The organism is Pontibacter populi, assembly GCF_019336435.1.
In the GTDB taxonomy this organism is placed as follows: Bacteria; Bacteroidota; Bacteroidia; order Cytophagales; family Hymenobacteraceae; genus Pontibacter; species Pontibacter humidus.
The window spans coordinates 39,751-64,958 of record NZ_JAHWXQ010000008.1; the positions used below are offsets into that span (position 1 = coordinate 39,751).

Sequence of the window (25,208 nt, forward strand, 5' to 3'; positions counted from 1 at the left end):
AACGTGATGTGGGTGGCATCCTGCCAGTGGTGGCCTAGTGGGAATCCGGGTTGTTAAGGGTAGATGGCCGGTGCATGAAGGCCACATTGCTCAGGGCCGGCTCTCCCGGGTAACCCAGGTACAGGAACACGTCTGCTTCTTCTGAAAGCATGTGCGTGTACCCAACAGAAAGTTCACTGAACAGGTCGTGCGGGTGCTGACGGTCTATGAGCGGCGAGCCTTCAAAGGTTTCGCCTGTCTGGAAGAGCAGTGGGTAGCCATTGCCACCAACCGTGAGCGGGTCCAGGGAAACCATGGCACTGAACCGGAACAGGCCCCTTTCACCGACAAACCGCTGACCCATCAACATCAACCAGTTGGGTGCGTCAAACTGGCTTTCGCCCCGGTTGCCCTGTTCAAACACATCCTGCTTGTTGTAGCGCAGAAACAGGTTGTAGTGGAGCATGAACATCCAGTCTCCCTGGTGGTACATGTTGCCGTACATAGGCGACTCATCCGGCAGCCAACCAGAACCGGAAGCGTTGCGGCTCATGGGCAGGTTACGTGAGAAGGCATGGGACATGGGCATCTGCATATCCCCGTGCTGCATTTTTTGCTGGCTATGTTTTGTAGTATCCTGCTTTTGTTGATGGTGTTCGTGCTGTCCAAAGGCAGGCGTTAGGCCAGCCAGGGATATTACGAGCATGTATAATGGTATTGTATTTTTCATAGTTATAGGTTAAGTATTATTGTTCTTATGCCTTAAGAGCTTTCGGTTACGGAGCATCCAACTACTTTATCTGCCTGCGCAGCAGCTGGGCGTTGATGGCTACTATCACGGTGCTCAGGCTCATAAGCGCAGCACCAATGGCCGGAGAAACCATGATGCCCTGCTGGTACAGTACGCCTGCAGCCAGTGGCAGTGCCACAATGTTGTATCCTGTTGCCCAGATCAGGTTCTGGATCATTTTACGATAGGTCGCCTTGCCAAACATGATAAGCGAGGCAATGTCCTGCGGATTGCTATTTACAAGTATGATGTCGGCGGTTTCAGCGGCTACGTCGGTGCCGGAACCAACCGCAATGCCTACATCGGCCTGCGCTAGGGCAGGGGCATCGTTTACACCGTCGCCTGTCATGGCTACAAACTCTCCCTGTGCCTGCAGCTCTTTTATCTTCTCCTGTTTCTGGTGCGGCAGCACGTTGGCCAGGTAGCCATCCATGCCTAGTTTATCGCTTACGCTTTTTGCCACGCGCTCGTTATCGCCGGTCAATAGCAGGTTCTTGATGCCGTTCTCCTTCAACACTTTTATAGCGCCTACAGACTCCGGACGAATCTGGTCGCGCATGGAAATATAACCGGCTACCTGCTGATCCACCATCACATACACTACTGTCTCCACGCCTTCTTCGGCCTTGCTTTCTGGTACTTGTATGCCATACTCTTTGATATAGTTTGGGCCGACCACTTTAACATCGCTGCCTTCTACAGTGCCTTCCAGTCCTTTGCCAGGTAAATAGTTAAAGTTGTCTGATGCAGGAATGGCAATGCCATCCGCTTTTACTTTGCGCAAAATTCCCTGCGAGATGTAGTGCTCAGAGTTCTGTTCCACACCCGAAGCCAGGCGCAGCAACTCCTGCTCGGGGTAGCGCTGGTCAAAGGAAACAACCTGCGCCACTTCATGAGAACCCTGTGTCAGGGTGCCTGTTTTATCGAAGATGATGGTGGTGATCAGGCGGGAATTTTCAAAGGCAGTTCGGTTGCGTATCAGAAGTCCGTTGTTGGCAGAAACAGCGGTGGAGATGGCTACTACCAGCGGAATGGCCAGACCCAGTGCATGGGGGCAGGAGATCACCATCACCGTTACCATCCGCTCCAGGGCAAAGTCCAGTTCAGCGCCCACCAACAACCAGACGGCAAGGGTGCCAAAGCCTGCTACCAGTGCCACGTAAGTGAGCCATTTGGCTGCTTTATCGGCCAGGCGCTGTGTGTCCGATTTTGTTTTCTGTGCTTCCTGCACCAGCTTGATCACCTTGTTCAGGTAGCTGTCTTTGCCGGTGCTTACCACACGCACCTGCAGCGAACCGTTCCCGTTGATGGATCCCCCGATCACGTTGTCATCTTTCCTTTTCTGTACCGGTTTGCTCTCACCGGTCAGCATGCTCTCATTCAGATAGCTTTCACCCTGTTCTACTACCCCGTCAGCGGGTACTTTCTCGCCGGGCTTTACCAGGATCAGGTCACCTGGCCGCAGGTCTTCTACCTTCACCGTTACGGTCTCTCCGTTTCTGATCACCTGCGCGTCGGATGGCATCATGCTAACCAACAGTTCCAGGGCTTTAGAGGCACCTAAGACAGATTTCATTTCAATCCAGTGCCCCAGCAGCATGATCACAATCAGGGTAGCCAGTTCCCAGAAAAAGTCCATGCCTGGTAGCCCAAACACAATAGCCGTGCTATAGAGATACGCTACCGTGATGGCTACGCCGATCAGCGTCATCATCCCTGGTGCGACTTTTTTAACTTCTTCTACAAGGCCAGTAAGGAAAGGCCAGCCACCATAAAAGTAAATGATGGAAGAAAGTATAAGAGCAATGTACATGCTATAAGGTATGTCTACTGAAAAGCCTAAGATGTGCTGTACCATCGGGCTAAGGATGATAACCGGTATAGCCAACACCAGCGATACCCAAAACCGCTTTTGGAAGTCATCAATCATCATGCGGTGATGATCATGGCCATGCTCACCATGGGGTGGGTGTCCGGTCGTATCTTTATGCATGGCATGTTCATGGCCATGAAGGGTCCTTTCTTCTAGACGTTCAGTTAGCTGGTCTGTCTGATCCTTTGCTTTTTGATGTTCCCCTTTGTGATGGTGGTGTGTGTGGTCCATATGCTATTCTCTTTACAAATCCTGAGGCAGCAAACTGCCGTATGCTTTCTTCATAGGTTTACGAACATTTTTCCGTTTTTAAGTAATTTTCTGACCATGCAAGACCAACAAGTGCTTGTGCTTCAAAAGATTGAGTCTTTGTAATGCAAAGCACCTTAGTTGAACTCCTCATCTTATTTTACTATAGTCATAGGAAGAACTTGAACGGCACGTATAGCATTAAATAAGTACTTACCTCCTGAACCTTAGCTTAACTAAATCTTTCCCGGTAAACCTTGCTAGCTCTACACTACAGTCGAAAAATATGTTTTACAGATTCATTGAATAAAATTACATATACGTGGTCATCATGAAGGGCCAAGCAGGTTGTCAATGGAGTTCCGCTGGGGATAGTTGTTCTTTTTATACTGCAGGAGTGTAGACCCAGTAACTTCTTTAAACTGGCTGGAAAGGTGCTGCAGGCTTTTATAGCCCAGGCGCGTGGCAATCTCTGTCTTTGATAATTCATCATAGGAGAGTAGCTCTTTGGCTCGCTCTACCTTTTGTAGGACGACAAACCTGTTTAAAGCAACCCCCTCGGAGGCTTTAAAGGCAGTACTGAGTGTAGAATAATCCTTGCCAATCGCATGTGCTAAATAGGTAGAAACATTAGTGGCTAGCGGAGCTATTTTTTCTGATCGGATCAGATCTATCACGGTAATCTTTATACTTTCTACCAGGTCTTTTTGCTTGTCCAAGATCAGCTCAAATCCCTGGCTAACCAAGGCTGCCTCTATGGCGGAAATATCTAGGTCTTGTGATGCTTCCACTGTTGCGGAACCGAGCACCACCTCCTGCACACGCAGGCTTAGCTTTTCCAGCTCATGCTGTACGGCTGTGATGCAGCGGGGGCATACCATATTCTTTATGCGAAGCACCTGTTGGTGCGAACTCTCTTGATGCATCGTTAGCAAATGATGCCTGCGCTTCCAAGAGAAGTAAATAGATCTGGAAGTGCAGAAGTGAATGATACAGTAACTGGCCAGCCGCCTGGCAACTCCCACTAAAAGGGGTAGACTTAGGCGCACATAGCCGCCTGCCTCAGTCACATTAGCGCATGGCTATTGCCTGAAGCAGGTGCAAGACTGCATGTTCATTCAAATCGTAAGAGAGTGCAGAAAGATCCTGATGTCCGGAATCTTGGGAACCGGATCATCTGGAGGGGCAGGAGATACTTCAAAAGCAAAAGACCTCAGCGGACCTGCAAGGATAGCTTGGTAAAAAACATTGGAGCAGACAAAGGGGGCTTTCGCTTGCAAAAGCAGGTCCACAGTCGAAGATGCCTTAACGAATGGAGCATATGCTTTTTTTTCACAGCATTCAGTACCGTCGGAGCCTGAGTGAGAATGATCTGACTCCGCATGCGTGTGCGCAGAAGCATGCGTATCAGGCCCAGCACTGTGGTGATGCCCTTGTGCAGCGAAAGTGGGCAATAAGCGTTCCACCAGATGCGGCAGGTTGCACACTAACTGGATAAGGTATAGGTTTAGGAAAACTGCAATCAGCAGCAGCCCCGGAATACCTCTACGCTTTAAATTTCTTCTATTGCCCATTAGCCTAAAGCACTGTCTAGGATTTATTTATGTAAAGATAGAAAAAATGGTGAATACGAAAAGAGTTATATCCATCTAGCTATTGCAGATAAGACCACGTGCCTAAATTCAACGGTAATACGCCTTAGGTGGTTACTATCAAGTTTCAGGTTCTGTGTAAAGCTACACCAACCAGCTTTTCCGGTACTTCAGTATACACTATATGCAATTGCTCACAAAAAGAGGTATTTATGGCTTGTAAACGGTATTTGAACATTGGTATTAAAGTAAGACAATTTAAGAGAGTTCTCAATTCCGCGGTCGTATATGGAACGGACACAATTGTCAAAAAAGCAATCGAATAAGCTGTCTAGAAATGAATTACAATGCTTACTAAATGCCAGAACGTCATAAATATATAATTTTCATCCTTAAATATATAAAACCCATCCTTATAATGTTAGGTAAAAATTACCTAAACCTAACCTTAAACCATAAACTATGAATAAGGACTTAATAAGAATTCTTGCAGAATGTACTGCAGCTTGTAATTATTGTGCTGTTTCCTGCTTGCAGGAAGACGATGTGAAAATGATGGAGCGCTGCATTCGCCTCGATTTAGATTGCTCTGCGATTTGTAAAGTGGCACTTGAGTATGTTTCCCGCGACTCTACGTTAGCAAAAGAAGTACTGGATGTATGTGCTAGGGTATGTCGGGAGTGTGGAGAAGAATGCGAAAAACACTCGCATATGGAACACTGCCGCGTGTGCGCTGAAGCTTGCCGCCGTTGTGAACAGGCTTGTCAGCAGGCATAGCAAGCTTGTACATGTCAAAGAGTGCTATTATCTTCTAATAAACTCACCCTGATTGCTCTATAGCTTATAAGAGTGGTCAGGGTATTTTTGTTCGGCTGTAGCATAATGCAATGTGCAGAACCAGAGTAAGATTTTTTAATTACATTTTTTACACTTAATCTAACATCTATGAAAACAGAATTTATCAGTTTCAAGAGCCTTGCTCTTATGGTAGTTGCCATTTTTGTATTCAGCAGTTGCGAAAAAGAACAAGATATTGCTACTCCGTTAAGTACTATGGCAGATCAAGCGGCAAAAGGTCCTTATTGGGAGAATGATAAAGCTTTTGACAAGGAAATGCAGCAGGTGATAAACTCCATGATGAAGATGATGAACCAAATGGAAATGACCTGCGATCCGGACATTGACTTTGCCAACATGATGATCATGCACCACGAAATGGGAATCAAGATGGCAGACATTGAATTGAAGTATGGCCATGAGCCAGAAGCACTGGAGCTAGCAGAGAAAACAAAGGCTGGCAATCTAGCAAGTATAGCAAGGCTTGAAGCCTTTCTTGCTTCACACCCTGGTACAGAGCCACTCTCAAAGGAAGAGTGCAAGATGTTTATGATGGAAATGCGGGAAGATATGATGGCTATGATGCATTGCATGCGCTCATTGAAGGATACGCCTGATCCGGATGTTGATTTTGCACAGCTAATGATCTGCCACCACCAGGGAGCTATCGCTATGTCAAACACAGAATTGAAATGGGGAGATGATGAAATGGCGTTAGAGGAAGCCCGAATAATCATTGAAGAACAATCTCAGGAGATCATTGAGCTATCTGAGTTTGTCAATGAGCATGGCGTGCCAACCAGATAAAGGTAAGAACTTGTAAATGTTTTCAGGCTGTTTGTCTTGTAACGGAAGCAGGGCTGCATACTGCGCAGCTCTGTTTTCATTTAACCTAATAGGCACTGCAGTGCATTAGGTGCCAGTTTTTCAAAGCCACTTCTGTACTCTACTACTGTTTCACAGCTCACATATTAGGCAAAAAGTTATACTATGGGAAATACGATTGATGTTTTATTTGCGTATGAACCTCATCCCGTAAAGGCGCAAGAAATAACTAGAGTTGGGCTAACCCCTATCAGTACCCAGGCAGACGGGAATCCCCTTGAACTGGAAGAGGTGCACACCAAAGACATTCACCTGATCATTGTATCAGAGGATCTTTCTTTCTTTGCCCACGAGCACCCGGAAAAGACAGGCAAGGAATACACTGTCGACTTCACATTTCCCTTTGGCTGCAAGTTCCTCCTTTACTGTGATGTAAAGCCCCTGAACGGATTACCGCTTGTTATCCAAAAAAAGGTGGATGTTGCCGGTAATAAACGGGACGTACAGCGCTACCAGCAGGATGTGCTCAGTAGATCAGTTGACAATGTGAGCGTGCGACTGGATGTGCAGGACCTCAGTGCCATACGTGTTACTATCAAACAGGGGGAGGCTGTAATACCAGCCTCTTCACTAGGTGATTATCTTGGTGCTAAGGCGCATGTTGTCATGATCAATGTGGATACAAAAGAATACCTTCATGTCCACCCCATGGTGCACAAGGACGTGCTGGTGCTGCACTCCGCTTTTACTGCCACAGGACTATACCGGGTATGGATTCAGTTCCTGCTGAACGGGCTACTGTATACCCTGGATTATGTCGTGCAGGTAGCTGAGCTTCCGGGGCAGGGACTTCATGGGCACCATCACTAAACGCAGCACATCGCAATATTACCAATGGAAGTTAATAAAGAGCGTGTAGATATACCAATTGCTGTCACTTTTCGTGGCAAAATGAAGATTGTCCTGCTCCTTGCTTTTCCGGCAGTAGTAGAGAACTTCTTTCAGACATTCATTGGCTTTGTGGATGTCTATTTTGTCTCAAAGATAGGCCTAGCGGAGGTTTCTGCCATAGGGGCCACCAACGCCATACTGGCTATCTACTTTGCCGTCTTTATGGCGATCGGGGTGGCAGCAAACGTAAGGGTGGCAAATGCGCTGGGAGCGAAACAGGTCGAAAGAGCCCGGCATATAGCGCAGCAAGCAATTATACTTTCCATCCTTTTTGGCATTCTGACAGGTATCGTAACGTTGTTTTTTGCACGCCCCCTGCTCACGCTCATGGGGCTGGAAGAGCAGGTGCTGGATATTGGGGAGAACTATTTCCGGGTTGTGGGTATTCCTTCCGTGTTTATGTCGCTCATGTTTGCGCTTAGTGCCAATTTACGGGGCTCAGGTAACACACGGGCACCCATGAAAGTCAGTATTCTCATCAACATCTTTCATGCGCTCCTGGGGTATGCTCTTATTTTCGGGTTCTGGATCTTCCCGGAAATGGGCGTAACAGGTGCGGCGCTGGCCACAGTTGCTTCCCGTGTACTTGGAACCCTACTGCTTGTCTACTACATACAGCGCTCGGAGGTGCTGGCCTTCCGGAAAGACTTCTGGTCGGTAGACTGGGGCCATCAGAAGGAACTTGCTACATTAGGCAGCCCTGCAGCCGGTGAGGTGCTCATCATGCGGACCGGGCAGATCGTATACTTCGGATTTATTGTTTCGCTGGGCACCAACGTCTTCGCCGCACATCAGATTGCCGGTAACGTGGAGGTGATCTCTTATATGGCAGGTTATGGATTTGCTACAGCGGTTACTATTCTTGCCGGGCAGCAGATAGGTGCAGGAAAAATAGAGGAGGCGATTTCCTTTACGAAGATAGGAGCCTGGATGGCTGTGGGCATTATGGGAGTGCTGGGTTTACTGCTCTTCTTCCTGGGAGAGTGGGCAGGCAGTCTGTTCTCTGAAGACCCGGAGGTGATCTCTAAAATAGGAAACGCCCTGAAGGTTTCTGGTACGTTTCAGCCGTTTTTGGCGGCTCTATTAACGCTTACAGGCGCATACCAGGCTGCCAATAATACGAAGTTCCCCATGTACCTGACGGCAGCCGGTATGTGGGCCATTCGCACTGTTCTGGTTTATTACTTGGGAATAACCTTGGGCTGGGGGCTTACAGGTGTCTGGATCGCCATTGGTATAGACATTGTAACCCGTGCAGGAGTACTGGCTTATAAATTCGCGAAGGGCACTTGGATGAACCTGGAAAAGGAGGCAGAGGTGGAATCACAATGTCATCCACAGTCTATTAAAGAGACTATGTCTGACTGCGTTAACAATTACTAAGCCGGAATACTATAGCCAGTGATAATGGGATGGGTTAATAGGAGGGTGTTTAGGTACATTTATCGGCCGCACAATCGTCTACATATAAACGTAAAAGTGAGGCTGGTCCAACTTATTAAGCTGTTTCGTGTAAAACAGAACTATAACTGTAGTCGCACTCGCTTAGCTTGTTCAAAACACGGTAAGCATTGCTAGTAACAGGCAAACTTTAGAACATTTTTTATTTTGTAGCAGCTTAAAATGTATAAACTTTTGATACTAGTATTATTGCTCGGCACAGGGCAGTATACTTTCGCGCAGCACGAACAGCATAAGCCAACCCAGCAACAACAGACCGAGATCTATACGTGCCCCATGCACCCGGAAGTGCAAAGCATTAAGCCCGGTAAATGCCCTAAGTGCGGCATGACGCTGGTAAAGAAGAAATCCAAAGCCCCGGCTAAAAAACAACAGGCTCCGCTAAAGAAAGCTATAAAAGCCAAGCCTGCGACACCTATTAAAAAACCTGTGCAGCAGAAACAAGCGAAGCCGACTCAGAAAAAAGCACAGCCTGCTCATGAACATGCGCAGCCTACGCAGCAAAAGCTAGTAACACCTGTACAAAATCCGGAAGAAAAAGATAAGCCTGTTCATAAAGCAGGACATAAACCGGAGAGCCCGGGGCAGACCTATAAACCCCGCACCGTGCGTTATGATCTCTATGTAAGAGATACGCTTGTAAACTTTACCGGAAGAACAAGGAGAGCAGTGGCCATAAATGGCAGCATTCCGGCGCCTGCTTTAACCTTTACCCAGGGCGATACGGCTGAGATCTATGTGCATAATGAGATGGATGTGGAAACTTCCATCCATTGGCACGGTGTGTTTCTGCCCAACCGCTTTGACGGGGTTCCCTGGCTTACCCAAAAACCGATCAAGCCCCATTCTACTTACCTCTACAAATTCCCCATCATTCAAAACGGTACTTACTGGTACCACAGCCACAGTGCCTTTCAGGAGCAAAGCGGTATGTACGGTGCCCTGATCTTTAACAAGGTGAATGAACCGGAAATGCCGGCTATACCTATAGTGCTGAGCGACTGGACGGATATGAACCCCAAAGAAGTATACCGGTCATTGCGCAGCGCCAACGACTGGTTTGCGATTCAGAAAGGTGCTACTCAAGGTTATGCAGAGGCCATAAAAAAAGGTCATTTTGGCACCAAACTTAAAAATGAATGGAAACGGATGACGGCCATGGATGTAAGTGACGTGGCGTACGAGAAGTTTTTAACCAACGGGCAGGACATTGCGGAACAGACACACTTTACGGCCGGAGATGTTGTAAAGCTGCGGATTGTAAATGGCGGGGCATCCACCTATTTCTGGCTAACCTACTCCGGCAGTAAGATTACGGTGGTTGGTAATGATGGCAATGATGTAGAGCCGGTAGAAGTGGACCGCCTAATCATCGCGCCTGCAGAAACCTATGACCTGCTGGTAACTATACCTGAAAACATGCAATACGAGTTCTTGGCGACTGCCGAAGACCGCACCAATGCCACTTCGCTGTGGCTGGGCAGAGGCATGAAAATGCCGGCCGAGCGTTTAGGCAAGCTCAAGTACTTTGAAGGCATGAAAATGATGAACGGCATGATGAAAATGAACGGGGATATGGAGCCGATGGGCATGGAAATGAGCAACCAGCAAATGGACATGAACAGCGTGATGTACCCGGAAGCCTCAGCTCAGGAGCATAGCATGCACGGAGAGGATATGGCTAAACCAGCTGCCGACACAAGTATGCAGATGAATCAGCAAACTGACACCACTTCACACCAGGGCCATAACATGCAGAGGCACGACATGCAGAACATGAACATGAGTGGCAGCAGTGGCGAGATGGTTACCCTGAACTACGGTATGTTGCGCGCACCTGAAATAACCACCCTGAAACCCGGTCCGGAGAAAGTGCTGCGTTTTGAGCTCACCGGCAACATGAACCGCTACGTCTGGACTCTGGATAACAAGACGGTGTCGGAATCAGACAAGATTCTGATCAAAAAAGGGGAGAACGTAAAAGTGATCATGTTCAACAACTCCATGATGCGCCACCCCATGCACCTGCACGGGCACGATTTCAGGGTGTTGAACAAACAAGGCGAATATGCCCCTTTGAAAAATGTAGTCGATATTTTACCGATGGAGACGGATACCCTGGAATTTGCTGCCTCCGAGAGTGGCGACTGGTTTTTCCATTGCCATATACTTTATCACATGATGGCGGGTATGGGCCGGGTTTTTACCTACCAGAACTCGCCACCCAATCCTGATCTTCCGGATCCTGAGCGGGCCCAAAAGATGTTTAACCGCGAGGACAAGGTTTTCCTGCCGTCTGCAATGGTAGGGCTGGAGAGCAACGGCAGCGACGGCGAATTTATACTTGCTAACTCCCGTTACCAGATCTCTACCGAATGGCGGGTTGGTTCTAAGAAGGAGTATGGTCTAGAAAGCGAGACCTACTTTGGGCGTTATTTCGGGAAAATGCAGTGGCTCTTTCCTTTTATCGGCTTTGACTATCACTACAACAGTGTAGAGAATGAGCCTGAGGAAAACATGTTTGGACAGTTAAGCAACCAGGATAACCGGAAGGTTGCCGTAGCCGGGGTGCAATATACGTTGCCTATGCTGATCGTGTCAGAAGCCAGAATTGACACCAAGGGTAAACTGCGTTTCCAGTTGCGGCGCGAAGATGTACCACTAACAAGCCGCCTGCGCCTTAACCTGATGGGTAACACCGATAAAGAATACATGGCCGGCCTGCGATATGTGGTCACCAAGTATGTGGCCTTATCAACGCATTACGACAGTGATATGAAGTATGGTGCTGGCCTTACATTTGTTTATTGAAGCAGGTAATTAAAGTTCTGCTAATCTTCTAATGCTGAACTTACAACTCCTATAAATGAGAAAGCCCGGCTGACGTTGCTGTTAGCCGGGCTTTTTAAAGCCTATGCGGGTTTAAGAGTTTACCATGGCTTGATTTACTGCCAAATTACCTCTTATAAGTCGGATTTAGCGAAGATGCAATTACTTTGTATTTCTGGAGGAGCTGTGCAAGCTCATTATCTGCCATGTTCCATTACTCTTCTTTAGGATGGAAGTGGCCACCCCTTTCTTTTTGATCGTACTTCCGTCCTTAGCTAGTACAATTGTGTAGGTGTAGGTCTCCGTGGCAAAGGCGTAAGGGCCATCTACTTGCACATCCACTTTATAGTCGCTGTAGTTAAAAGACTTAAATACTTTGAGCTCAGGTGCCAGGTGATGATCAAGGTAATTGGCATACGTGCCTTCCACGCCCCCTGACTCGAATACTCTAGAGTCGGGTGCAAAGAGGTGCTGTGTTTTAGAGGCGTCTAAAGCCTCTACAGCCGCTTTATAGTTGCCCAGCACTAATTTTACCTGCTGTACATCACGTTCAACTGTAGGTTGTGCATTCAGCTGTTGCAGGGATAGCAGGCAAACAGCAAAAAAGATAGCTAAAAATTTCTTCATATGGTATTTGTGAGAGGTTAAAAAAAATGATTTTATAAGCAAAAGCGCTTCTAAGAGAAAATAATAGCTCAAGAAGCGCCTTTAGCTGATTCTCTTCTAGGCTGGAGCTTAATGGTGGTGTTCTTCCAGGAATTTTCCTTGAGGCCCGACACCCTCGATGTGCACGAGTTGCGCTCCGTAATGGCCGGCCATGGAGACAGCATACGCGGAGCCTGTTAATACAAGCGCAGCCACAGCCACGCTCCAGCGCTTGCCCTTGAATAAGAATTGGCTAAGCAGCTGTACAACCACGCCTACTGCTCCCAGATACACGGTCCATTCAGCATATAGGTCGTGCTGGTCAAGCACCAGCTGGGCATGGTCGGTTAGCCCGGACGTATGCGGGTGGTTGTAGTTGGCAGCCACGTAAGCCGTGCCAAATCCAATCAGGGTGGCAACGGTAGCAACCCAGTCTAATTCTTTGCGCAAGAACTTGATGTTAACCAATAGTACTGCCGCTGCTACCATCAGCAGCATGATCGGAAAGTGGACAATGAGCGGATGGGTGTTCGGGAAATCGCTGAGTGAGGCATGTACTTCGCTTGGCGTGTGCTCATGGGCTTCCGTATGCTCACTGGCAGCTGGCACTGGCTGCTGTGCCATTACGGTATCATTGGCCGGGTGCGAGGCATGGGCTGTATCGACAGTTACAACTTTTGCTGGCTCTGCTTTTTTCTTATCGTGCTTCTCGCCTCCGTGTGCCAGGACAGAAGAGGCAGCGAGTAAGTAGAGAGCCACTACGCCGATAAAGGGTTTCAGAATGTAATGTTTGTGTGTCATGGGTGAAATTAGAGTGTTTGATCGTTTAAAAGATTATGGTTTGATGACAATGCCGTTGGGCATGCGGCCAATGGCAAGTTCTTTTACTTTGGTATAGGTTGTCGCATCTAGCACGGTCACGGTACCTGCACCCTGGTTGGTGATGTAGGCTAGGCTTTTGTCTGAATTGAAGGCAATGGCATGTGCATCAGCGCCGGTTGCTACCTCTGCCTTTTTTATCCAGCTATCGCCGACCCGTTGATAGACCACTACTTTACCGTCAGTGGCATTGCTTACCCAGAGTTCCTTTGAATCCTCCTGGTAGGCTACATACCCTGGCTTAAATCCAAGGGCAAGTGTTTCTGTTACCGTTGTTGATGCTACATTTATGATACTGACTGTCTTCGCGCTTTCATTATCCACATACATATTGCCATCGGTAGCCGGCCAAGCCCCTACTGGGTCTTTGCCCACCTGTAAGGTTTTTAACACTGTCTTGGATGAAGGATCAATCACCGAGACGGATGCATCACCGGTATTGGCAACAAAGGCTAAATTGCCATCTGTAGCGAAGGTGACCTCAGAAGGGTTCTTGCCTACAGTGATTACTGATTTGATAGACCAATCACCCGTATCAAATACAAGCACAGTTCCAGAATTCTCATTTTGCTGTCCGATCCACAGCTCATTCCCGGCAGCATTGAATGCTGCATTATGTGGCATACTGGGTAAAAGGAGCGTTTGCTTGACTAAGCCGGTTACTGCATCCAAAATAATTACCTTAGTTGATTTGTCGCTTTCATCCATACCATCATGCCCGCCGCTTAAATCAGTGGAAGTGATCGCAACAGCAAGTGTTGTTTTATCAGGACTTATCGATATGTGGTGGGGCGCTACGGCATCCTGTAGTTTGATCGTTTCTGAAAGTTGATTTTCACTTAGCCTGATAACAGCAACCGTATTATCTAGCCCATTCACGACAAAAGCAGCCGGGTAAGTTAGGTTCAAGGGTGTCATCTGCTCGTCGTGTACCATGAGGTCGTTACAAGCCATAAGGCTACCGGCAAGTGCAAAGGCCCCAATAATTGATGTCCCGAATTTATGCATGAGGTTATGAAGTTGATAGACGCAGGTAGAACGCAAGCCCTGCTTCCTGATTTGACTAAAGTTGATAAAGAAGGGAGCGCTTTTTAGTACTGCTCCCTTCTTCTATGTTAATTAAACACCTCCTCTGTACTACCGCACTTGAGCATCTTCTCACCAAAGTATGGGTTGCGGATCTCCTCATTCGAGCTCAGCCAATAGGCACCCTGGTCGTTGTTAGCCATCGGGCAGTGCTGGTAATATAATGTTTCATTCGCGGCACCAAATGCTTTGGTCAGGGCAAATGTAGCTTCAGATAGTAGTTCCAGTTGGGCACGTTGTGCTTCTAAGTCAGTAGTTTCTGCCATGTCAGATGCAGCTTGCTTTACCTCACTTAGTTTTTCTTCTGCAAAAGTTTTCTGCTCACCTTGCAGTGCCGTTACATCTACTTTCTCGGCTGCAGCTACTACGGCTTTGGCATCCTCCTGTGCCTGCTGCGCGTTAGAAGCAACCAGCTTGTCTTTTAATTTCAGGTACTTATTTACCACGGTAGCAACCTGCTCTTTTACAGGGCCTGCTACCGAAGTATAATCTGGCGTTTCTACTACCACTTTGTCTGAAGCAGGTGTGGCTTCACCGTGCGCCATGCCTTCATGGTGCTCCATTTTTTCAGTTTCGGCAGTAGCAGTAGTATCCTGTTTTGCTTCGGAGCATGAAGTAAATAGGAAAGTTGCCATAACAGCGGCTACAAAAGTCTTTTTCAGCATTGTTTTTAGAAATTAGTTAATTGAAATTTATTTAAATTGGTTTATCAGTACCGAGAGTATGATTAGAGTTACAATACCAATGACGAGCCAGCTTAGCCACCTGCGCCACTTACTGTCTGGTTTTTCGTCGCCGGATTTGCAACATTCTTTCATATCAGAAATTAATTAGTGCTGATGGACAGCCATCGGGTTAGTGCCTTTTTTCAATACAAATTCGCTGTAGAGCAGGTACGCGCCGGATACTACTACTTTGTCGTTTTCTTTCAGGCCGGAGAGTATCGCCACGTTGTCCGCGCTTTCTTCTCCTATAGTTACCATTTGTGCTTTAAAAGTGTCCTTGCCTGATTGTACCCATACGTGCGCCCCATTTCCGTCGCGGATTACGGCATCGGTAGGCAGGGTTAAGGTAGCGCTTTTGGGCTTATCGATGATCACGTTGGCCTGCATGCCTGGCAGGTACTGCTCATTGGCGTTTGGCAATTCAGCACGAAGGATAACAACCTGGCTACCGGCCCTGAATTCCGGACTGATGAAAGTTACTTTTGCCGCTACCGGCTCCTTGTCAAAACCTTCCACCAATACCTGGATAGGATCACCTTCTTTCACGTTAGCCACTTCCTGCGGATATAGTTCAGCCTCTACCCAGATCTTGCCCAGTTTGCCAAGCTTATAAAGTACACTGCCTTCGGCTACATACTGGCCTTCGGCAGCGGCTACTTCTGTAACAACGCCACTGGCGGGAGCTACAAAAGTTATCCGTGAATTTACATTTCCGGTTTTAGCCAAACTCCTTATCTGCCCTTCGGTTAACCCATAGAGCAGCAGCTTCTTTTTAGCAGCCTCCAGGAAGGAAGCAAATCGTGGATTCTCTTTCCCCAGTTCCTGGTTCTGACGCAGGGCTAGTAGGTATTCGCGTTGCAGGGTCAGAAGTTCTTCGGAGTATAGTTCGTACAGCGTTTGCCCTTTTTTAATCGTTTGCCCGTTCTCTTTCAGGTACAGTTTTTCGATGCGTCCCGCGGCACGGCTGCTGATCACATCGGTTTGCGTTTCGTCGAGTACCAGTTTGCCGGTAAGTATGGCGTTGCTGCCAGCTGAACCTGCTTTAACACGCATTGTTTTGATGTTTCCTAGCTTGATCTGGCTTTCCATTAAAACAAGTTCACCATTCTCCTTACCCGTCTGCGATACCGGCACTAGGTCCATAAAGCAGATAGGGCAAGTGCCCGGTTTATCCTGCACAATTTGCGGGTGCATCGGGCAGGTATAGGTTGCCGATTCCCCTTCCGCGTGTGTTTTTTCTTCCACCGAGCAGGCAGCCACGGCAAAGGCTACCAGCAGGAAGAGTATGTTCAAATATCGTCTCATGTCTAATTTTGAATAGTTGAATAACTGAATAAAATTGAATGTGCTTCAATTTTATTCAGTTATTCAAAAGTCAGTTATTTATTATTCACTTTTATAAAGCTTTCACTGTCTACCAGGAACTGTGCGTTGGCAGCAATGACGTCCGTTTGCTTTAAACCGGATATGATTTGGGTCTCACTGCCAGCGTCAGTGCCAGTGGTAACAGCGACAGGCTCAAATACACCATTTCTTTTTATAAAAGCGACTATCTTGGTGCCAATATCCAGCACCGCAACGCTGGGTACCCAAAGGGAAGTGTCAGTGCTGTATGTTGCCTGCGCACTTACCAATTGCCCTACCATTACTGATTTCAGGTTGCCAGGCAAATACACGCGCGCCTTGGCAAAATTTTCACCTTCATCAAAAAAGGGCTGAAAGAAATCGATGTTGGCCTCCAGCTTTTCGCCGGGTAGTTGCGGAAATGATATTACCACAGGAGAACCTTTTGCTAATGACTGCATCTTACCTGTGGGGATATTAAACTCTGCCCACAACTGCGCAGCATTTACCACCCGCAACAGGGACTGCCCTGTGGTGACATACATGCCCTCACGCAACTGTATGGCTTGTCCAGCTGGCGTACTGGAGGCTGCTGGAGTTGTGGTAGTAGCGTTACTACCTCCCATGGCGTCCATACCCCCACCAGCGCTGGCAGCTGGTGCTGTAGCGCCACTTGCCGAAGCAGCAGGTGCTGATGCGTTCAGGTCGACCACGTAGCCATCGTAGGGGCTGTAAAGCGCGAACGTATAGCTTTCTTCCCCTGTGCGGATCAGGCGGTTGATCTGCTCATTGGTGGCACCCAGGTACTTTAGTTTTTGCCTGGCAGCTACGATCAGCTCCTTGTCTTCCGGAGCCGACTGCACTAAGTACAGCAGCTCTTTTTGGGCCGTGATTAGATCCGGGCTATAGACTTCCATCAGCTTTTGGCCTTTGCGGATCGGCTGGAAATTAAACTTGACAAACAGTTTCTCAATACGACCACTTATACGCGCCGGAACAGAATAAACCCGTCGTGGATCATAGGTGATAATACCATCCAGCTGCACTGTGGCTTCGACAGTCTTTTGCACAGGTTTGACCGTAGCAATGTTAGAAACAACGGTGGTATTGGTTGGCTTGAGCAAAAAAGCAAGGTCTTCGGTTAGCTCAACACCTTCACCTTGTACGGCTTTAGGAACTAAGTCCATGCCGCAGATAGGGCAGGAGCCAGGTTCGCTTTTGACTACCTGTGGGTGCATGGGGCAGGTGTATTCCGTTTCACCTTCTGCATGTGTTTTTTCTTCCACGGAGCAGGCCGCCACAGCAAAGGCTACTAGCAGGAAGAGTATGTTCAAATATCGTTTCATGTTCAATTTTTGAATGAGTGAATAATTGAATTTTGAATAAATATGAATGATCGACTATGAAATCGAGCTCACCATTCTATTATTCAAACCCAGGTATTGATAATTTATCTTTCTATCTCTTTCTCATAGCTTACCGTCATCTGATAAAGGGACTGTAGCAACTTGAGATACTCCATCTGCGCCATGTTCAAAGCTTCCCAGGCATCAATTACCAAAGGCAATTCTTCGTTGTTCTGCTCGTAGGCTAGCATGGTCACATCGTAGTTCTTTTTGAGTGCCGGAATGATTCTGCTGTTGTAGTTTTCGGCCTGCTGCCGCATGGTATTCAGCTCAAGTGCCATGTTACGGGCCATCCCTTGTGCTTCGTTGAGCATGGCTTCTCGCTCGCTTTGCATGGCCTGTATCTCCAGGTTCATGGCTTTGGTATTAGCCTTGTACATCTTCGAAGACCATGGGGCAATCGGAATGGAAATCATCCCCATTGCCGTAAACTGCTGCGGCATCATAGGGTCGCGGGGAGACATGTGGTCAAAGCGCAGGCTGAAATCTGGCAGGCGTTCTTTCTTTTCCATCTCGACGTTCAAGTGCATAGACTGAATTGTTCTGTCGAGTTGGCGGATGTCGCTACGGGAGCTGGCCAGGTAAGTGGTATCAACTGCAAGCGCAGCAGGTGCAGGAGCAACGATTGTGGTGTCAATTTTATACTTCTGATCCTTTGGCAGGTTCATTAGCATGTTGAGCTGCACGTTCTGCTGTTCGATCTGCGAAGCCGTCATCACCTGCATGTTCTGTACTTCGTGCAGCCTGGCTTCTGCTTTGTAAACACCGCCCAGCTTGCCCCGGCTGTAGGGGTAGCGGATACGGGCCAGCTTGAGCATGTATTCCATGATGCGCTCATTGTCTTTTAGTACCGACAGTTGTTTTTCCAGCACCACCCAGTTATAGTAGGCTGTTTTGGCCTGGGCACGCAAGTCGTTATAGGTGACATCCTTTGCTGCCTGCTCAATACCAGCTCTGGATTTCATGTACTTTTCTTTGGCGCGTTGCTTTATCGGGTTTGGAATGTCCTGCTCGGCTGAAACCATCAGCGAGCCTTTATCACTCTCAGTCATCACTTCTGCGCCTGGGTAGGGCGCCATATAAACGCCGCCACCTACCATCGGGGCCATCCAGCTTTTGGCACCCTCGGCGTAAGCATCCATCGCTTTGGCGCGGTAATTGTGTTGCTGCAGCATCGGGTTATTAGCACTTATCCGCTGCAGCACACTGTCCAGGTTCATTGTTTGCTGTTGCTGGGCCAGCACCGGAGTGCCGGCCAGCAACATTACAAACACAAACAACCAACTTAATTTCTTAGTGCTTAACATCGTATATATCGAGTTTTCCGTGTTTTCTTAATTCATATTCTTTCATCATCTCAAACACCACCGGGGTTACCAGCAGAATGTGAATGGAGGAGGTAAACACACCTCCGATCAGCGGAAGCACAATGGGTAACATCACGTCGGTGCCTATGCCGGTTGCCCACAGCACCGGGATCAAACCGAACAGCGATACCGATACGGTCATGATCTTCGGGCGCAGGCGTTTCACCGCTCCCTTGAACACATAGTCGCGGATGTCCTGGTTGGTGATCGTCTCGTTGGAATTTCCTTTGGTGTCTGCCAGTTCCTTCATCGCCTCGTTTAAGTATACCACCATCAGCATCCCCGTCTCGATGGCCATACCAAAGAGCGCAATAAAGCCCACCGCCACGGCTACCGACAAATTCACGCCATAAAAGTAAACGATGAACACCCCCCCAATCAGGGCAAACGGAATAGTGATCAGGCTGAAGAAGGCCTCTTTCAGAGAGTTGAAGGAGAAGTATAAAATAAAGAAGATGATGAGCACCACCAGCGGAATGATGAGCTTCAAGGTCTGGTTGGCGCGCACCTGGTTCTCCCATTGACCGCTCCACTCCAGGTAATAGCCTTCCGGTATACCCGTTACTTCCTGGTTTATCTTTTCGATCGCTTCTTTCACCGTACTTCCTAAATCGCGGTCGCGCACGTTAAAGAGCACGGCTCCTCGCAGCTGCGCATTTTCAGAATTGATCATGGGCGGACCGTCGGCAAAACCTATTGTTGCTACGGAGGATAATGGGATAGTTCCGGCTGTAGCTGTTTGTATCGGGATGCGCTGGATGCGCTCTACGCTGTTGCGGTAGTCCTGCGCCAGGCGCACGTTGATCGAAAACCGCTGACGACCTTCAATGGTATTCCCGATGGAAGTACCACCCAGGGCAGATTCCACGATCATGTTCACGTCATCTACCGTTAATCCATAGCGACCAAGTGCTTCGCGGTTAATATCAATCTCAAGGTATTTACCACCAGTGATCGGCTCCACGTACAGGTCGTTTACGCCTTCCACATCACGCAAAGCACCGCGTACTCTTTCAGACACCGCAGCTATTGAATCCAGGTTTTGACCGTATACTTTCACACCTACATCCGTCCGGATGCCGGTAGCCAGCATGTTGATGCGGTTGATGATGGGCATGGTCCAGCCGTTCACTACGCCCGGAATCTGCAGCTTGGTATCGAGCTCGCGGATGATGTCCTGTTTGGTGATGCCATCGCGCCATTCCGACTGTGGTTTGAGCATGATGATGGTCTCGATCATGCTGATGGGAGAGTTGTCGGTGGCCGTGCTGGCACGACCAGCTTTGCCCAATACGCTTTCAACTTCCGGTACCGATTTGATGATCTTGTCCTGTACCTGTAGAATGCGTTTGGCTTCGGCGTTGGAAATATCCGGTAGCGTTACGGGCATAAACAGGATGGAACCTTCATCCAGTGGCGGCATGAATTCGGTACCCAAACTGAAAAGCATGGGTATGGCTACCAGCAGTGCCAGGATGTTGACGCCGATGGTGGTTTTACGCCACTCCAGGCACCACCTCAACAGTGGCCCGTACAGTCGTTCCAGTACCCGGTTGATCGGGTTGGCGTTATCTTCCTTGAATTTCCCTTTCAGGAAGAAGGAAATCAGTACCGGTGTGAGGGTGATGGCTACGATGGCGTCCACGATAAGAATAAAGGTCTTTGTCCAGGCCAGCGGACCGAACAGTTTCCCCTCCTGGCCGGTGAGCAGGAACACCGGGAGGAACGACGTGATCACAATTACGGTGCTCCAGAACACACTTGGTCCTACCTGCTTGGCTGCCTTTTCGATGATCCGGATTCTATCTTCTTTTGATAATTTCATTTTTCAATTTTGAATAACTGATACTAATCCTCTTCCATCCATTCTTTACCCTTCTGTGCATCTGCTAGGTGCCGGTAAGCATTCTCTACCATCACAATGGCATCATCCACAATCACACCTATCGAAAGGGCAATACCTGTCAGCGACATGATGTTGGAAGAGATACCGAATGCGTTGAGCAGTATAAACCCGATGGCAACAGAAAGCGGTAACTGGATGAGTATAACCAAAGCACTGCGCCAATGGAAAAGAAACAGGAATACGATTACAGAAGCAACCAGCATTTCCTCTATCAGCGTCTTTTTGATGGAATCTATAGATTCGTTTATTAGGCCGCTGCGGTCGTACACAATGTTGAATTTCACACCTTCCGGTAATCCTTTGGCTACTTCGGCCATCTTTAGTTTTACGTTGTCGATCACTTCGTCAGCGTTCTCGCCATAGCGCATCACAACTATACCGCCTACTGCTTCGCCTTCTCCATTCAGGTCAAATATACCCAGGCGGCTTTCACCTGTCATTTGCACAGTGGCTACATCGCGCACCCGTACCGGAATGGTGTTGTTCGTAGCAATAGCAATGTTCTGTATCTCTTCAGCCGACTGTAAATAACCAGTGGTTTTAATAATGTAACCGATGTCGGAAAGCTCGAATTTGCGACCGCCAGCTTCGTTGTTATTAGCACGGATGGATTGAATAACCTGCGGAACAGAGAGCTTATAGTAGGTTAGTTTATTTGGGTCCAGCGTGATCTGGTATTGCTTCTGGAAGCCACCAAACGAGGCTACTTCACTGACACCTTTCACGTTTTGCAAACCGAATTTTACATACCAGTCCTGGATAGCGCGCTGCTCTCCCAGGTCCATGCCGGGGGCATCCAGGGTATACCATAAGATGTGACCTACGCCAGTTCCGTCGGGGCCAAGGGTAGGGGCAACGCCTTCGGGCAGCATATTGCCTACTGAACTAAGGCGCTCCAATACCCGCTCTCGGGCCCAGTACACATCGGTCTCATCCTCGAAAATGACATAGATAAAGCTCATTCCGAACATGGAACTGCCGCGCACATATTTCACCTCGGGCAAACCCTGCAGGTTGGTTACAAGCGGGTAAGTGATCTGGTCTTCGATGATCTGCGGGCTGCGGCCCATCCATTCTGTAAAAACGATCACCTGGTTCTCAGACAAATCTGGGATAGCATCTACCTTATTTGTCTGTACCGAATATAAGCCCCAGCCGAAGAGCGCCGCTGAAATGAGCAGCACGATATAACGGTTACGGAGCGAAAGGGAAATTAATTTCGCAATCATGTAAGTTTAAATAAACCTTAACAAATAATGAGGTGTCACAGTAAAATGACAAGTAAGAAGGGATGCCGAAGAAGAAAGTATAGGCATAGTAGCCGCTAGCCTCCGGAAAAGACACAGCTACGCCAGCCAAACGATAGCATCCGGAAAGTAAAGGTTATAGCAGGAAGGATTGCACCAGCACCGGTATGTCGCGATCCAGTGGGGGAGCTTCGTAGAAAGCGTAAGCAGGCTTAGGATCAGCCTCAAGAGTGAAGAACTGAAGTATAACGACTTTAAAAGCGGCTACAAATTTCAGGTCCAGGGTTTTGGTAAGTAAAAGCGGTTTTGAATCGGGAGTTGCATTATCATGCTCGAAAACCAGTGTATGGTCGTCGCAGCATTCAGCAGCAGCTGAGGCAGGAACCTGGTGGCAGGGTGGCAGCGTTTCTTTTTCCTGCTCCATCGGGCAATCTGCTTTAGCCCCAAAGAAGGCAAGATCTTCTAACTCCCCGCTGCACAAGTGCATGCCCACCGAAATGCCTGTCGAGGAGACGAGCACCAGCAGGGCTAGGGTGAGTAATAGGATCCGCTTAAGTAGCTTCATGGTTATAGTTACGCTACGGCAAAGGTAGGAGCAAACGCGTAATTATTTTTACAGAATTCTAAAAAACTTTTACATATTTATGGAGTGTTGCTCTCTCTTTATCGTGCCAGACGTTCATAAGATGCTTGTAATCAGTAAATAGAGGGAAGTTCTTTCTGATTGCCTCCACCTATTGATTGTCTTTATTTTTGCACAAATCAGCGAAAGCCAATAGGAAAGCTATATTAAAACCTACTGTTCGAAGGTGGCTTTATTGCCGTTTGGGAAGGCTTATCTACAGCAGCTTTTGTCTTCTTGGATAGGTGGGCACGGTACGGTGCCGTAGCTGCAAAACACGCAACAATCTCCCGGCTTGGGCTTCAAAATAACGTCACATTGTTGGCATTGATAGAAGTACTGGCAAGCGTCTGTAGGCATTTGCTCTTCTTTCTGGTGCCCGCAACTAGGGCAGGTAATGGTAGATACTCGTATAGTAGCAGACATTTTATTTCAGATTAACTTGAGTTACTTTGTAGCCTGTGGCGCTTACAGCTTTCTCAATCTGCTTTACGTCTGTTATGGTCTTGTCAAACTTGACCAGCGTGTTACCATCGGCATAAGAAGTTTCTACCTTTAAAATACCCGCTAGCTTATTTACTTCACTGTTTACATGACCTTCACAACCAGCACAGGTCATGCCCTTAATTTTAATTTCCACAATTTGCACATTTGATTTATCAGCAGTTGTTTGCTGTCCTTGTAATTGTGGGTAAAATATTTGCGCATAGGAAGGAAATGCCAGCATGGCTGCGGCAAAAAGAGACACTAGGAATAAAAAGGTTTTGCTTTGCATAAAATTTGATTTAAGGTTCGTTTTGCAATCACAGTCAACTTGTTTGCTCGGCATGAGTTTTTGATACCACGCAAAGGCCAGCACAAGTGTTGTCAATCCAATAAGGTAAGGGCGCAACGGCTCCAGCCAGGAAAAGGAGACAGCTAAACTACTGGTAGTACCGGCAACTAACGCCACTAGAGGCGTAATACAGCATAGGGAAGCACCCAAAGCCGCAACTAGACTGGTGCCAAGCCATATCTTTTCGGTAGGTGCACCACTGCTTTTCAGGGAGTTTTCTTGGGTTTTCATAAAGCGCTCTTAACGGTTTGGTTTGTAAAGAAGTCAAAATGTGGCTGGAGTAATATCTCTGATTCGGGGGTGAGTGCATAGAAAACTGTTTGAGCTATCTTTTTCGTGGTGACTAAATCACCATCCTTGAGCTTGCGCAAGTGCTGGGAAACAGCTGGAACGGACATAGAGAGAATGTCGCTTAGATCGCAGGGGCATAATTCGCCTTCTTCCTTCAGTAAAAACAGCATTTTAAGGCGAACCTCGTTTCCTGCCAGGTTCAAAGCGCTGGCGACAGACCCCAAAGGATCTCTTAGTTCTTCCATTCTGCGCTTACAGGAGTTGAGCTGTTTTTCATTGGCAAAAACTCTAATGCATGCTGTTTGTTTCTTTTGCTTCATATGCTGAACATTTATCTTTTAAAGACAAAACTGTTCAAAGGTAGCTCATTTTAAGTATTTAAGCAAATGCTTAAATACCCCTAATCTATCGCTCATGCTATGAAGTTTAATCACTGGAATATTCAACTTAAATAATACTGACTACATGACAGTAATAACCTAGACAATCCTGCGGTTTGTCTTATATATAGAGCAGTAATTGATCACCCGCAGTTTTCAGGATAGAGATAATCGGAGTGACAGTATTAATTCTGTGGCAGCTGGTAAAATAGGATTTCTCTTTTTTGAGTGGCTGAAAGTATATCTTCCAAGCTATGAGGAAGTACTGAAAGAAAACAACGCATTCTTAGTGTTTCAGCCTCAGCTAAAAAGGTATGTTCGTCATTTGGAAAGACATAATACTTAATACCAGACTTTAGCATCAGGCGCCGCTTATAATTCATCATCGTTTCTTTGGAATTCTCCCCTTCACCCGATGGCCAATCTATGATGGCTATTGGCTCATTTTTAGCATTACAGATGGTAAAAGTTACCCTGGTCTTCAGAAAATAATCAAACCATGCATCGTCCTTGGTAGGATAGACAGGGGAACGATGATGAATGAAGGTAGAGGGCGCCAGGTTCGGATATACTCTTGGGAAATAACTTAGCAGCTTGCCGAAAAAAGCGTGCTTCGGGTGGTTAACATTAATGACTGGCCTCGTATAGGCAGGTTGTTGTTCCAGGTCAAACAAACTCTTGTAGTTGACACGCAAGTAGTCAGTACAGTCGTCGCAGTTTACGGCATGTTCGCCTGCTGCGCGCAAAGCAATCAACTTCCGGCGATTAGCAACAAGCATAAGGCTATGACAGAGGCTACATGAGATTTCAGCCTTACAGGCCAGTGCTACAGTGTGCTCCACACTGGTAACATCGCAGCGATTCTCGTTGGCCAGCGCTTCTAAGGTATAAGTAAAAGATGTTGCGTGTTGCTGGGTTTTTATAAATGTCCAGTACTGCCGGCACATTTCCTCAATGCGCTTGCGGCTTTTTCTTTTAAAGGTCAGTCTTGGAGATTGCTCTGTTATCATGTCCTTGCTGTTAAGGGTGCATCATGTTGTAAAGATAAGCACAACTTCTTTATAATGACATATATGTCATTATAAAGAA

The 25,208-nt window shown here is 47.5% G+C and carries 22 protein-coding genes; 5 read left to right on the forward strand and 17 right to left on the reverse strand.

What is annotated here, in order from left to right:
- Positions 1-34: 34 nt before the first annotated feature.
- From KYK27_RS18560 to KYK27_RS17925, 3 genes are all read right to left on the reverse strand, one after another.
- Positions 35-709 (reverse strand): hypothetical protein, encoded by a 675-nt coding sequence (locus KYK27_RS18560; RefSeq protein WP_317195963.1) that lies wholly within the window; start codon positions 707-709, stop codon positions 35-37.
- Positions 710-770: 61 nt separating this feature from the next.
- The gene (locus KYK27_RS17920) at positions 771-2,873 is read right to left on the reverse strand and encodes a copper-translocating P-type ATPase (protein ID WP_199111689.1); all 2,103 of its coding nucleotides are present in this window, start codon (positions 2,871-2,873) and stop codon (positions 771-773) included.
- Between the two features lie 347 nt (positions 2,874-3,220).
- Complete coding sequence (locus tag KYK27_RS17925) at positions 3,221-3,817, reverse strand: helix-turn-helix domain-containing protein (RefSeq protein WP_199111690.1); 597 nt, start codon at positions 3,815-3,817, stop codon at positions 3,221-3,223.
- Positions 3,818-4,945: 1,128 nt separating this feature from the next.
- Here KYK27_RS17925 and KYK27_RS17930 point away from each other — a divergent pair.
- The 5 genes from KYK27_RS17930 to KYK27_RS17950 all read left to right on the forward strand — a co-directional run bounded on the left by KYK27_RS17930 (position 4,946) and on the right by KYK27_RS17950 (position 11,368).
- Positions 4,946-5,260, forward strand: coding sequence for a four-helix bundle copper-binding protein (locus tag KYK27_RS17930; RefSeq protein WP_199111691.1), 315 nt, complete (start codon positions 4,946-4,948; stop codon positions 5,258-5,260).
- Positions 5,261-5,428: 168 nt separating this feature from the next.
- Positions 5,429-6,127 carry a DUF305 domain-containing protein gene (locus tag KYK27_RS17935; RefSeq protein WP_199111692.1) on the forward strand — a complete coding sequence of 233 codons (699 nt, stop codon included), beginning with the start codon at positions 5,429-5,431 and terminating at the stop codon, positions 6,125-6,127.
- A gap of 183 nt (positions 6,128-6,310) precedes the next feature.
- Positions 6,311-7,015: a hypothetical protein gene (locus tag KYK27_RS17940; RefSeq protein WP_199111693.1), complete on the forward strand. Its 705-nt coding sequence runs from the start codon at positions 6,311-6,313 to the stop codon at positions 7,013-7,015.
- Positions 7,016-7,039: 24 nt separating this feature from the next.
- Positions 7,040-8,479 carry an MATE family efflux transporter gene (locus KYK27_RS17945; protein WP_199111694.1) on the forward strand — a complete coding sequence of 480 codons (1,440 nt, stop codon included), beginning with the start codon at positions 7,040-7,042 and terminating at the stop codon, positions 8,477-8,479.
- A gap of 252 nt (positions 8,480-8,731) precedes the next feature.
- Positions 8,732-11,368 carry a multicopper oxidase domain-containing protein gene (locus tag KYK27_RS17950; protein WP_233150516.1) on the forward strand — a complete coding sequence of 879 codons (2,637 nt, stop codon included), beginning with the start codon at positions 8,732-8,734 and terminating at the stop codon, positions 11,366-11,368.
- Positions 11,369-11,548: 180 nt separating this feature from the next.
- On the opposite strand, the gene KYK27_RS17955 is transcribed toward KYK27_RS17950, so the two are convergent.
- From KYK27_RS17955 to KYK27_RS18015, 14 genes are all read right to left on the reverse strand, one after another.
- Positions 11,549-12,013: a nuclear transport factor 2 family protein gene (locus KYK27_RS17955; RefSeq protein ID WP_199111695.1), complete on the reverse strand. Its 465-nt coding sequence runs from the start codon at positions 12,011-12,013 to the stop codon at positions 11,549-11,551.
- 108 nt (positions 12,014-12,121) lie between these two features.
- On the reverse strand, positions 12,122-12,832 hold the full coding sequence (locus KYK27_RS17960; protein ID WP_199111696.1) for a hypothetical protein: 711 nt from the start codon (positions 12,830-12,832) through the stop codon (positions 12,122-12,124).
- Between the two features lie 33 nt (positions 12,833-12,865).
- Positions 12,866-13,918, reverse strand: coding sequence for a YncE family protein (locus tag KYK27_RS17965; RefSeq protein WP_199111697.1), 1,053 nt, complete (start codon positions 13,916-13,918; stop codon positions 12,866-12,868).
- 107 nt (positions 13,919-14,025) lie between these two features.
- A complete protein-coding gene (locus KYK27_RS17970) occupies positions 14,026-14,661 on the reverse strand; it encodes a DUF3347 domain-containing protein (protein WP_199111698.1) in 636 nt (211 codons plus the stop codon).
- 165 nt (positions 14,662-14,826) lie between these two features.
- The gene (locus KYK27_RS17975) at positions 14,827-16,026 is read right to left on the reverse strand and encodes an efflux RND transporter periplasmic adaptor subunit (protein ID WP_199111699.1); all 1,200 of its coding nucleotides are present in this window, start codon (positions 16,024-16,026) and stop codon (positions 14,827-14,829) included.
- A gap of 74 nt (positions 16,027-16,100) precedes the next feature.
- Positions 16,101-17,411, reverse strand: coding sequence for an efflux RND transporter periplasmic adaptor subunit (locus KYK27_RS17980; protein ID WP_199111700.1), 1,311 nt, complete (start codon positions 17,409-17,411; stop codon positions 16,101-16,103).
- A 104-nt stretch (positions 17,412-17,515) separates the two neighbouring features.
- Positions 17,516-18,778 carry a TolC family protein gene (locus tag KYK27_RS17985; protein WP_199111701.1) on the reverse strand — a complete coding sequence of 421 codons (1,263 nt, stop codon included), beginning with the start codon at positions 18,776-18,778 and terminating at the stop codon, positions 17,516-17,518.
- Positions 18,765-20,663 (reverse strand): efflux RND transporter permease subunit, encoded by a 1,899-nt coding sequence (locus tag KYK27_RS17990; RefSeq protein ID WP_199111702.1) that lies wholly within the window; start codon positions 20,661-20,663, stop codon positions 18,765-18,767. The genes KYK27_RS17985 and KYK27_RS17990 overlap by 14 nt, the downstream gene beginning before the upstream one ends.
- A 23-nt stretch (positions 20,664-20,686) precedes the next feature.
- Positions 20,687-21,973, reverse strand: a complete 1,287-nt coding sequence (locus tag KYK27_RS17995) for an efflux RND transporter permease subunit (RefSeq protein WP_199111703.1) — start codon at positions 21,971-21,973, stop codon at positions 20,687-20,689.
- A 154-nt stretch (positions 21,974-22,127) separates the two neighbouring features.
- Entirely contained in the window at positions 22,128-22,556 is a 429-nt protein-coding gene (locus tag KYK27_RS18000) for an HYC_CC_PP family protein (protein WP_199111704.1), read from the reverse strand.
- 270 nt (positions 22,557-22,826) lie between these two features.
- The gene (locus KYK27_RS18385) at positions 22,827-23,039 is read right to left on the reverse strand and encodes a GDCCVxC domain-containing (seleno)protein (RefSeq protein ID WP_230407276.1); all 213 of its coding nucleotides are present in this window, start codon (positions 23,037-23,039) and stop codon (positions 22,827-22,829) included.
- Between the two features lies 1 nt (position 23,040).
- A complete protein-coding gene (merTP, locus tag KYK27_RS18005; RefSeq protein ID WP_199111705.1) occupies positions 23,041-23,679 on the reverse strand; it encodes a mercuric transport protein MerTP in 639 nt (212 codons plus the stop codon).
- Positions 23,676-24,059 (reverse strand): ArsR/SmtB family transcription factor, encoded by a 384-nt coding sequence (locus KYK27_RS18010; RefSeq protein WP_187069165.1) that lies wholly within the window; start codon positions 24,057-24,059, stop codon positions 23,676-23,678. Before KYK27_RS18010 ends, merTP begins: the two co-directional genes overlap by 4 nt.
- Before the next feature lie 245 nt (positions 24,060-24,304).
- On the reverse strand, positions 24,305-25,129 hold the full coding sequence (locus KYK27_RS18015) for a hypothetical protein (RefSeq protein WP_187069164.1): 825 nt from the start codon (positions 25,127-25,129) through the stop codon (positions 24,305-24,307).
- Positions 25,130-25,208: the final 79 nt, after the last annotated feature.

Excerpts from the sequence above, each read along its gene's own strand:
- KYK27_RS17990 (WP_199111702.1), bottom strand. The coding sequence starts at position 20,663 with ATGAAATTATCAAAAGAAGATAGAATCCGGATCATCGAAAAGGCAGCC.
- KYK27_RS17995 (WP_199111703.1), bottom strand. The coding sequence starts at position 21,973 with ATGATTGCGAAATTAATTTCCCTTTCGCTCCGTAACCGTTATATCGTG.
- KYK27_RS17930 (WP_199111691.1), top strand. The coding sequence starts at position 4,946 with ATGAATAAGGACTTAATAAGAATTCTTGCAGAATGTACTGCAGCTTGT.
- KYK27_RS17965 (WP_199111697.1), bottom strand. The coding sequence starts at position 13,918 with ATGCATAAATTCGGGACATCAATTATTGGGGCCTTTGCACTTGCCGGT.
- KYK27_RS17960 (WP_199111696.1), bottom strand. The coding sequence starts at position 12,832 with ATGACACACAAACATTACATTCTGAAACCCTTTATCGGCGTAGTGGCT.
- KYK27_RS17975 (WP_199111699.1), bottom strand. The coding sequence starts at position 16,026 with ATGAGACGATATTTGAACATACTCTTCCTGCTGGTAGCCTTTGCCGTG.
- KYK27_RS17980 (WP_199111700.1), bottom strand. The coding sequence starts at position 17,411 with ATGAAACGATATTTGAACATACTCTTCCTGCTAGTAGCCTTTGCTGTG.
- KYK27_RS17940 (WP_199111693.1), top strand. The coding sequence starts at position 6,311 with ATGGGAAATACGATTGATGTTTTATTTGCGTATGAACCTCATCCCGTA.
- KYK27_RS17945 (WP_199111694.1), top strand. The coding sequence starts at position 7,040 with ATGGAAGTTAATAAAGAGCGTGTAGATATACCAATTGCTGTCACTTTT.
- KYK27_RS18010 (WP_187069165.1), bottom strand. The coding sequence starts at position 24,059 with ATGAAGCAAAAGAAACAAACAGCATGCATTAGAGTTTTTGCCAATGAA.
- KYK27_RS17925 (WP_199111690.1), bottom strand. The coding sequence starts at position 3,817 with ATGCATCAAGAGAGTTCGCACCAACAGGTGCTTCGCATAAAGAATATG.
- KYK27_RS18560 (WP_317195963.1), bottom strand. The coding sequence starts at position 709 with ATGAAAAATACAATACCATTATACATGCTCGTAATATCCCTGGCTGGC.
- KYK27_RS17935 (WP_199111692.1), top strand. The coding sequence starts at position 5,429 with ATGAAAACAGAATTTATCAGTTTCAAGAGCCTTGCTCTTATGGTAGTT.
- merTP (WP_199111705.1), bottom strand. The coding sequence starts at position 23,679 with ATGAAAACCCAAGAAAACTCCCTGAAAAGCAGTGGTGCACCTACCGAA.
- KYK27_RS18015 (WP_187069164.1), bottom strand. The coding sequence starts at position 25,129 with ATGATAACAGAGCAATCTCCAAGACTGACCTTTAAAAGAAAAAGCCGC.
- KYK27_RS17970 (WP_199111698.1), bottom strand. The coding sequence starts at position 14,661 with ATGCTGAAAAAGACTTTTGTAGCCGCTGTTATGGCAACTTTCCTATTT.
- KYK27_RS17955 (WP_199111695.1), bottom strand. The coding sequence starts at position 12,013 with ATGAAGAAATTTTTAGCTATCTTTTTTGCTGTTTGCCTGCTATCCCTG.
- KYK27_RS18000 (WP_199111704.1), bottom strand. The coding sequence starts at position 22,556 with ATGAAGCTACTTAAGCGGATCCTATTACTCACCCTAGCCCTGCTGGTG.
- KYK27_RS17920 (WP_199111689.1), bottom strand. The coding sequence starts at position 2,873 with ATGGACCACACACACCACCATCACAAAGGGGAACATCAAAAAGCAAAG.
- KYK27_RS17985 (WP_199111701.1), bottom strand. The coding sequence starts at position 18,778 with ATGTTAAGCACTAAGAAATTAAGTTGGTTGTTTGTGTTTGTAATGTTG.
- KYK27_RS18385 (WP_230407276.1), bottom strand. The coding sequence starts at position 23,039 with ATGTCTGCTACTATACGAGTATCTACCATTACCTGCCCTAGTTGCGGG.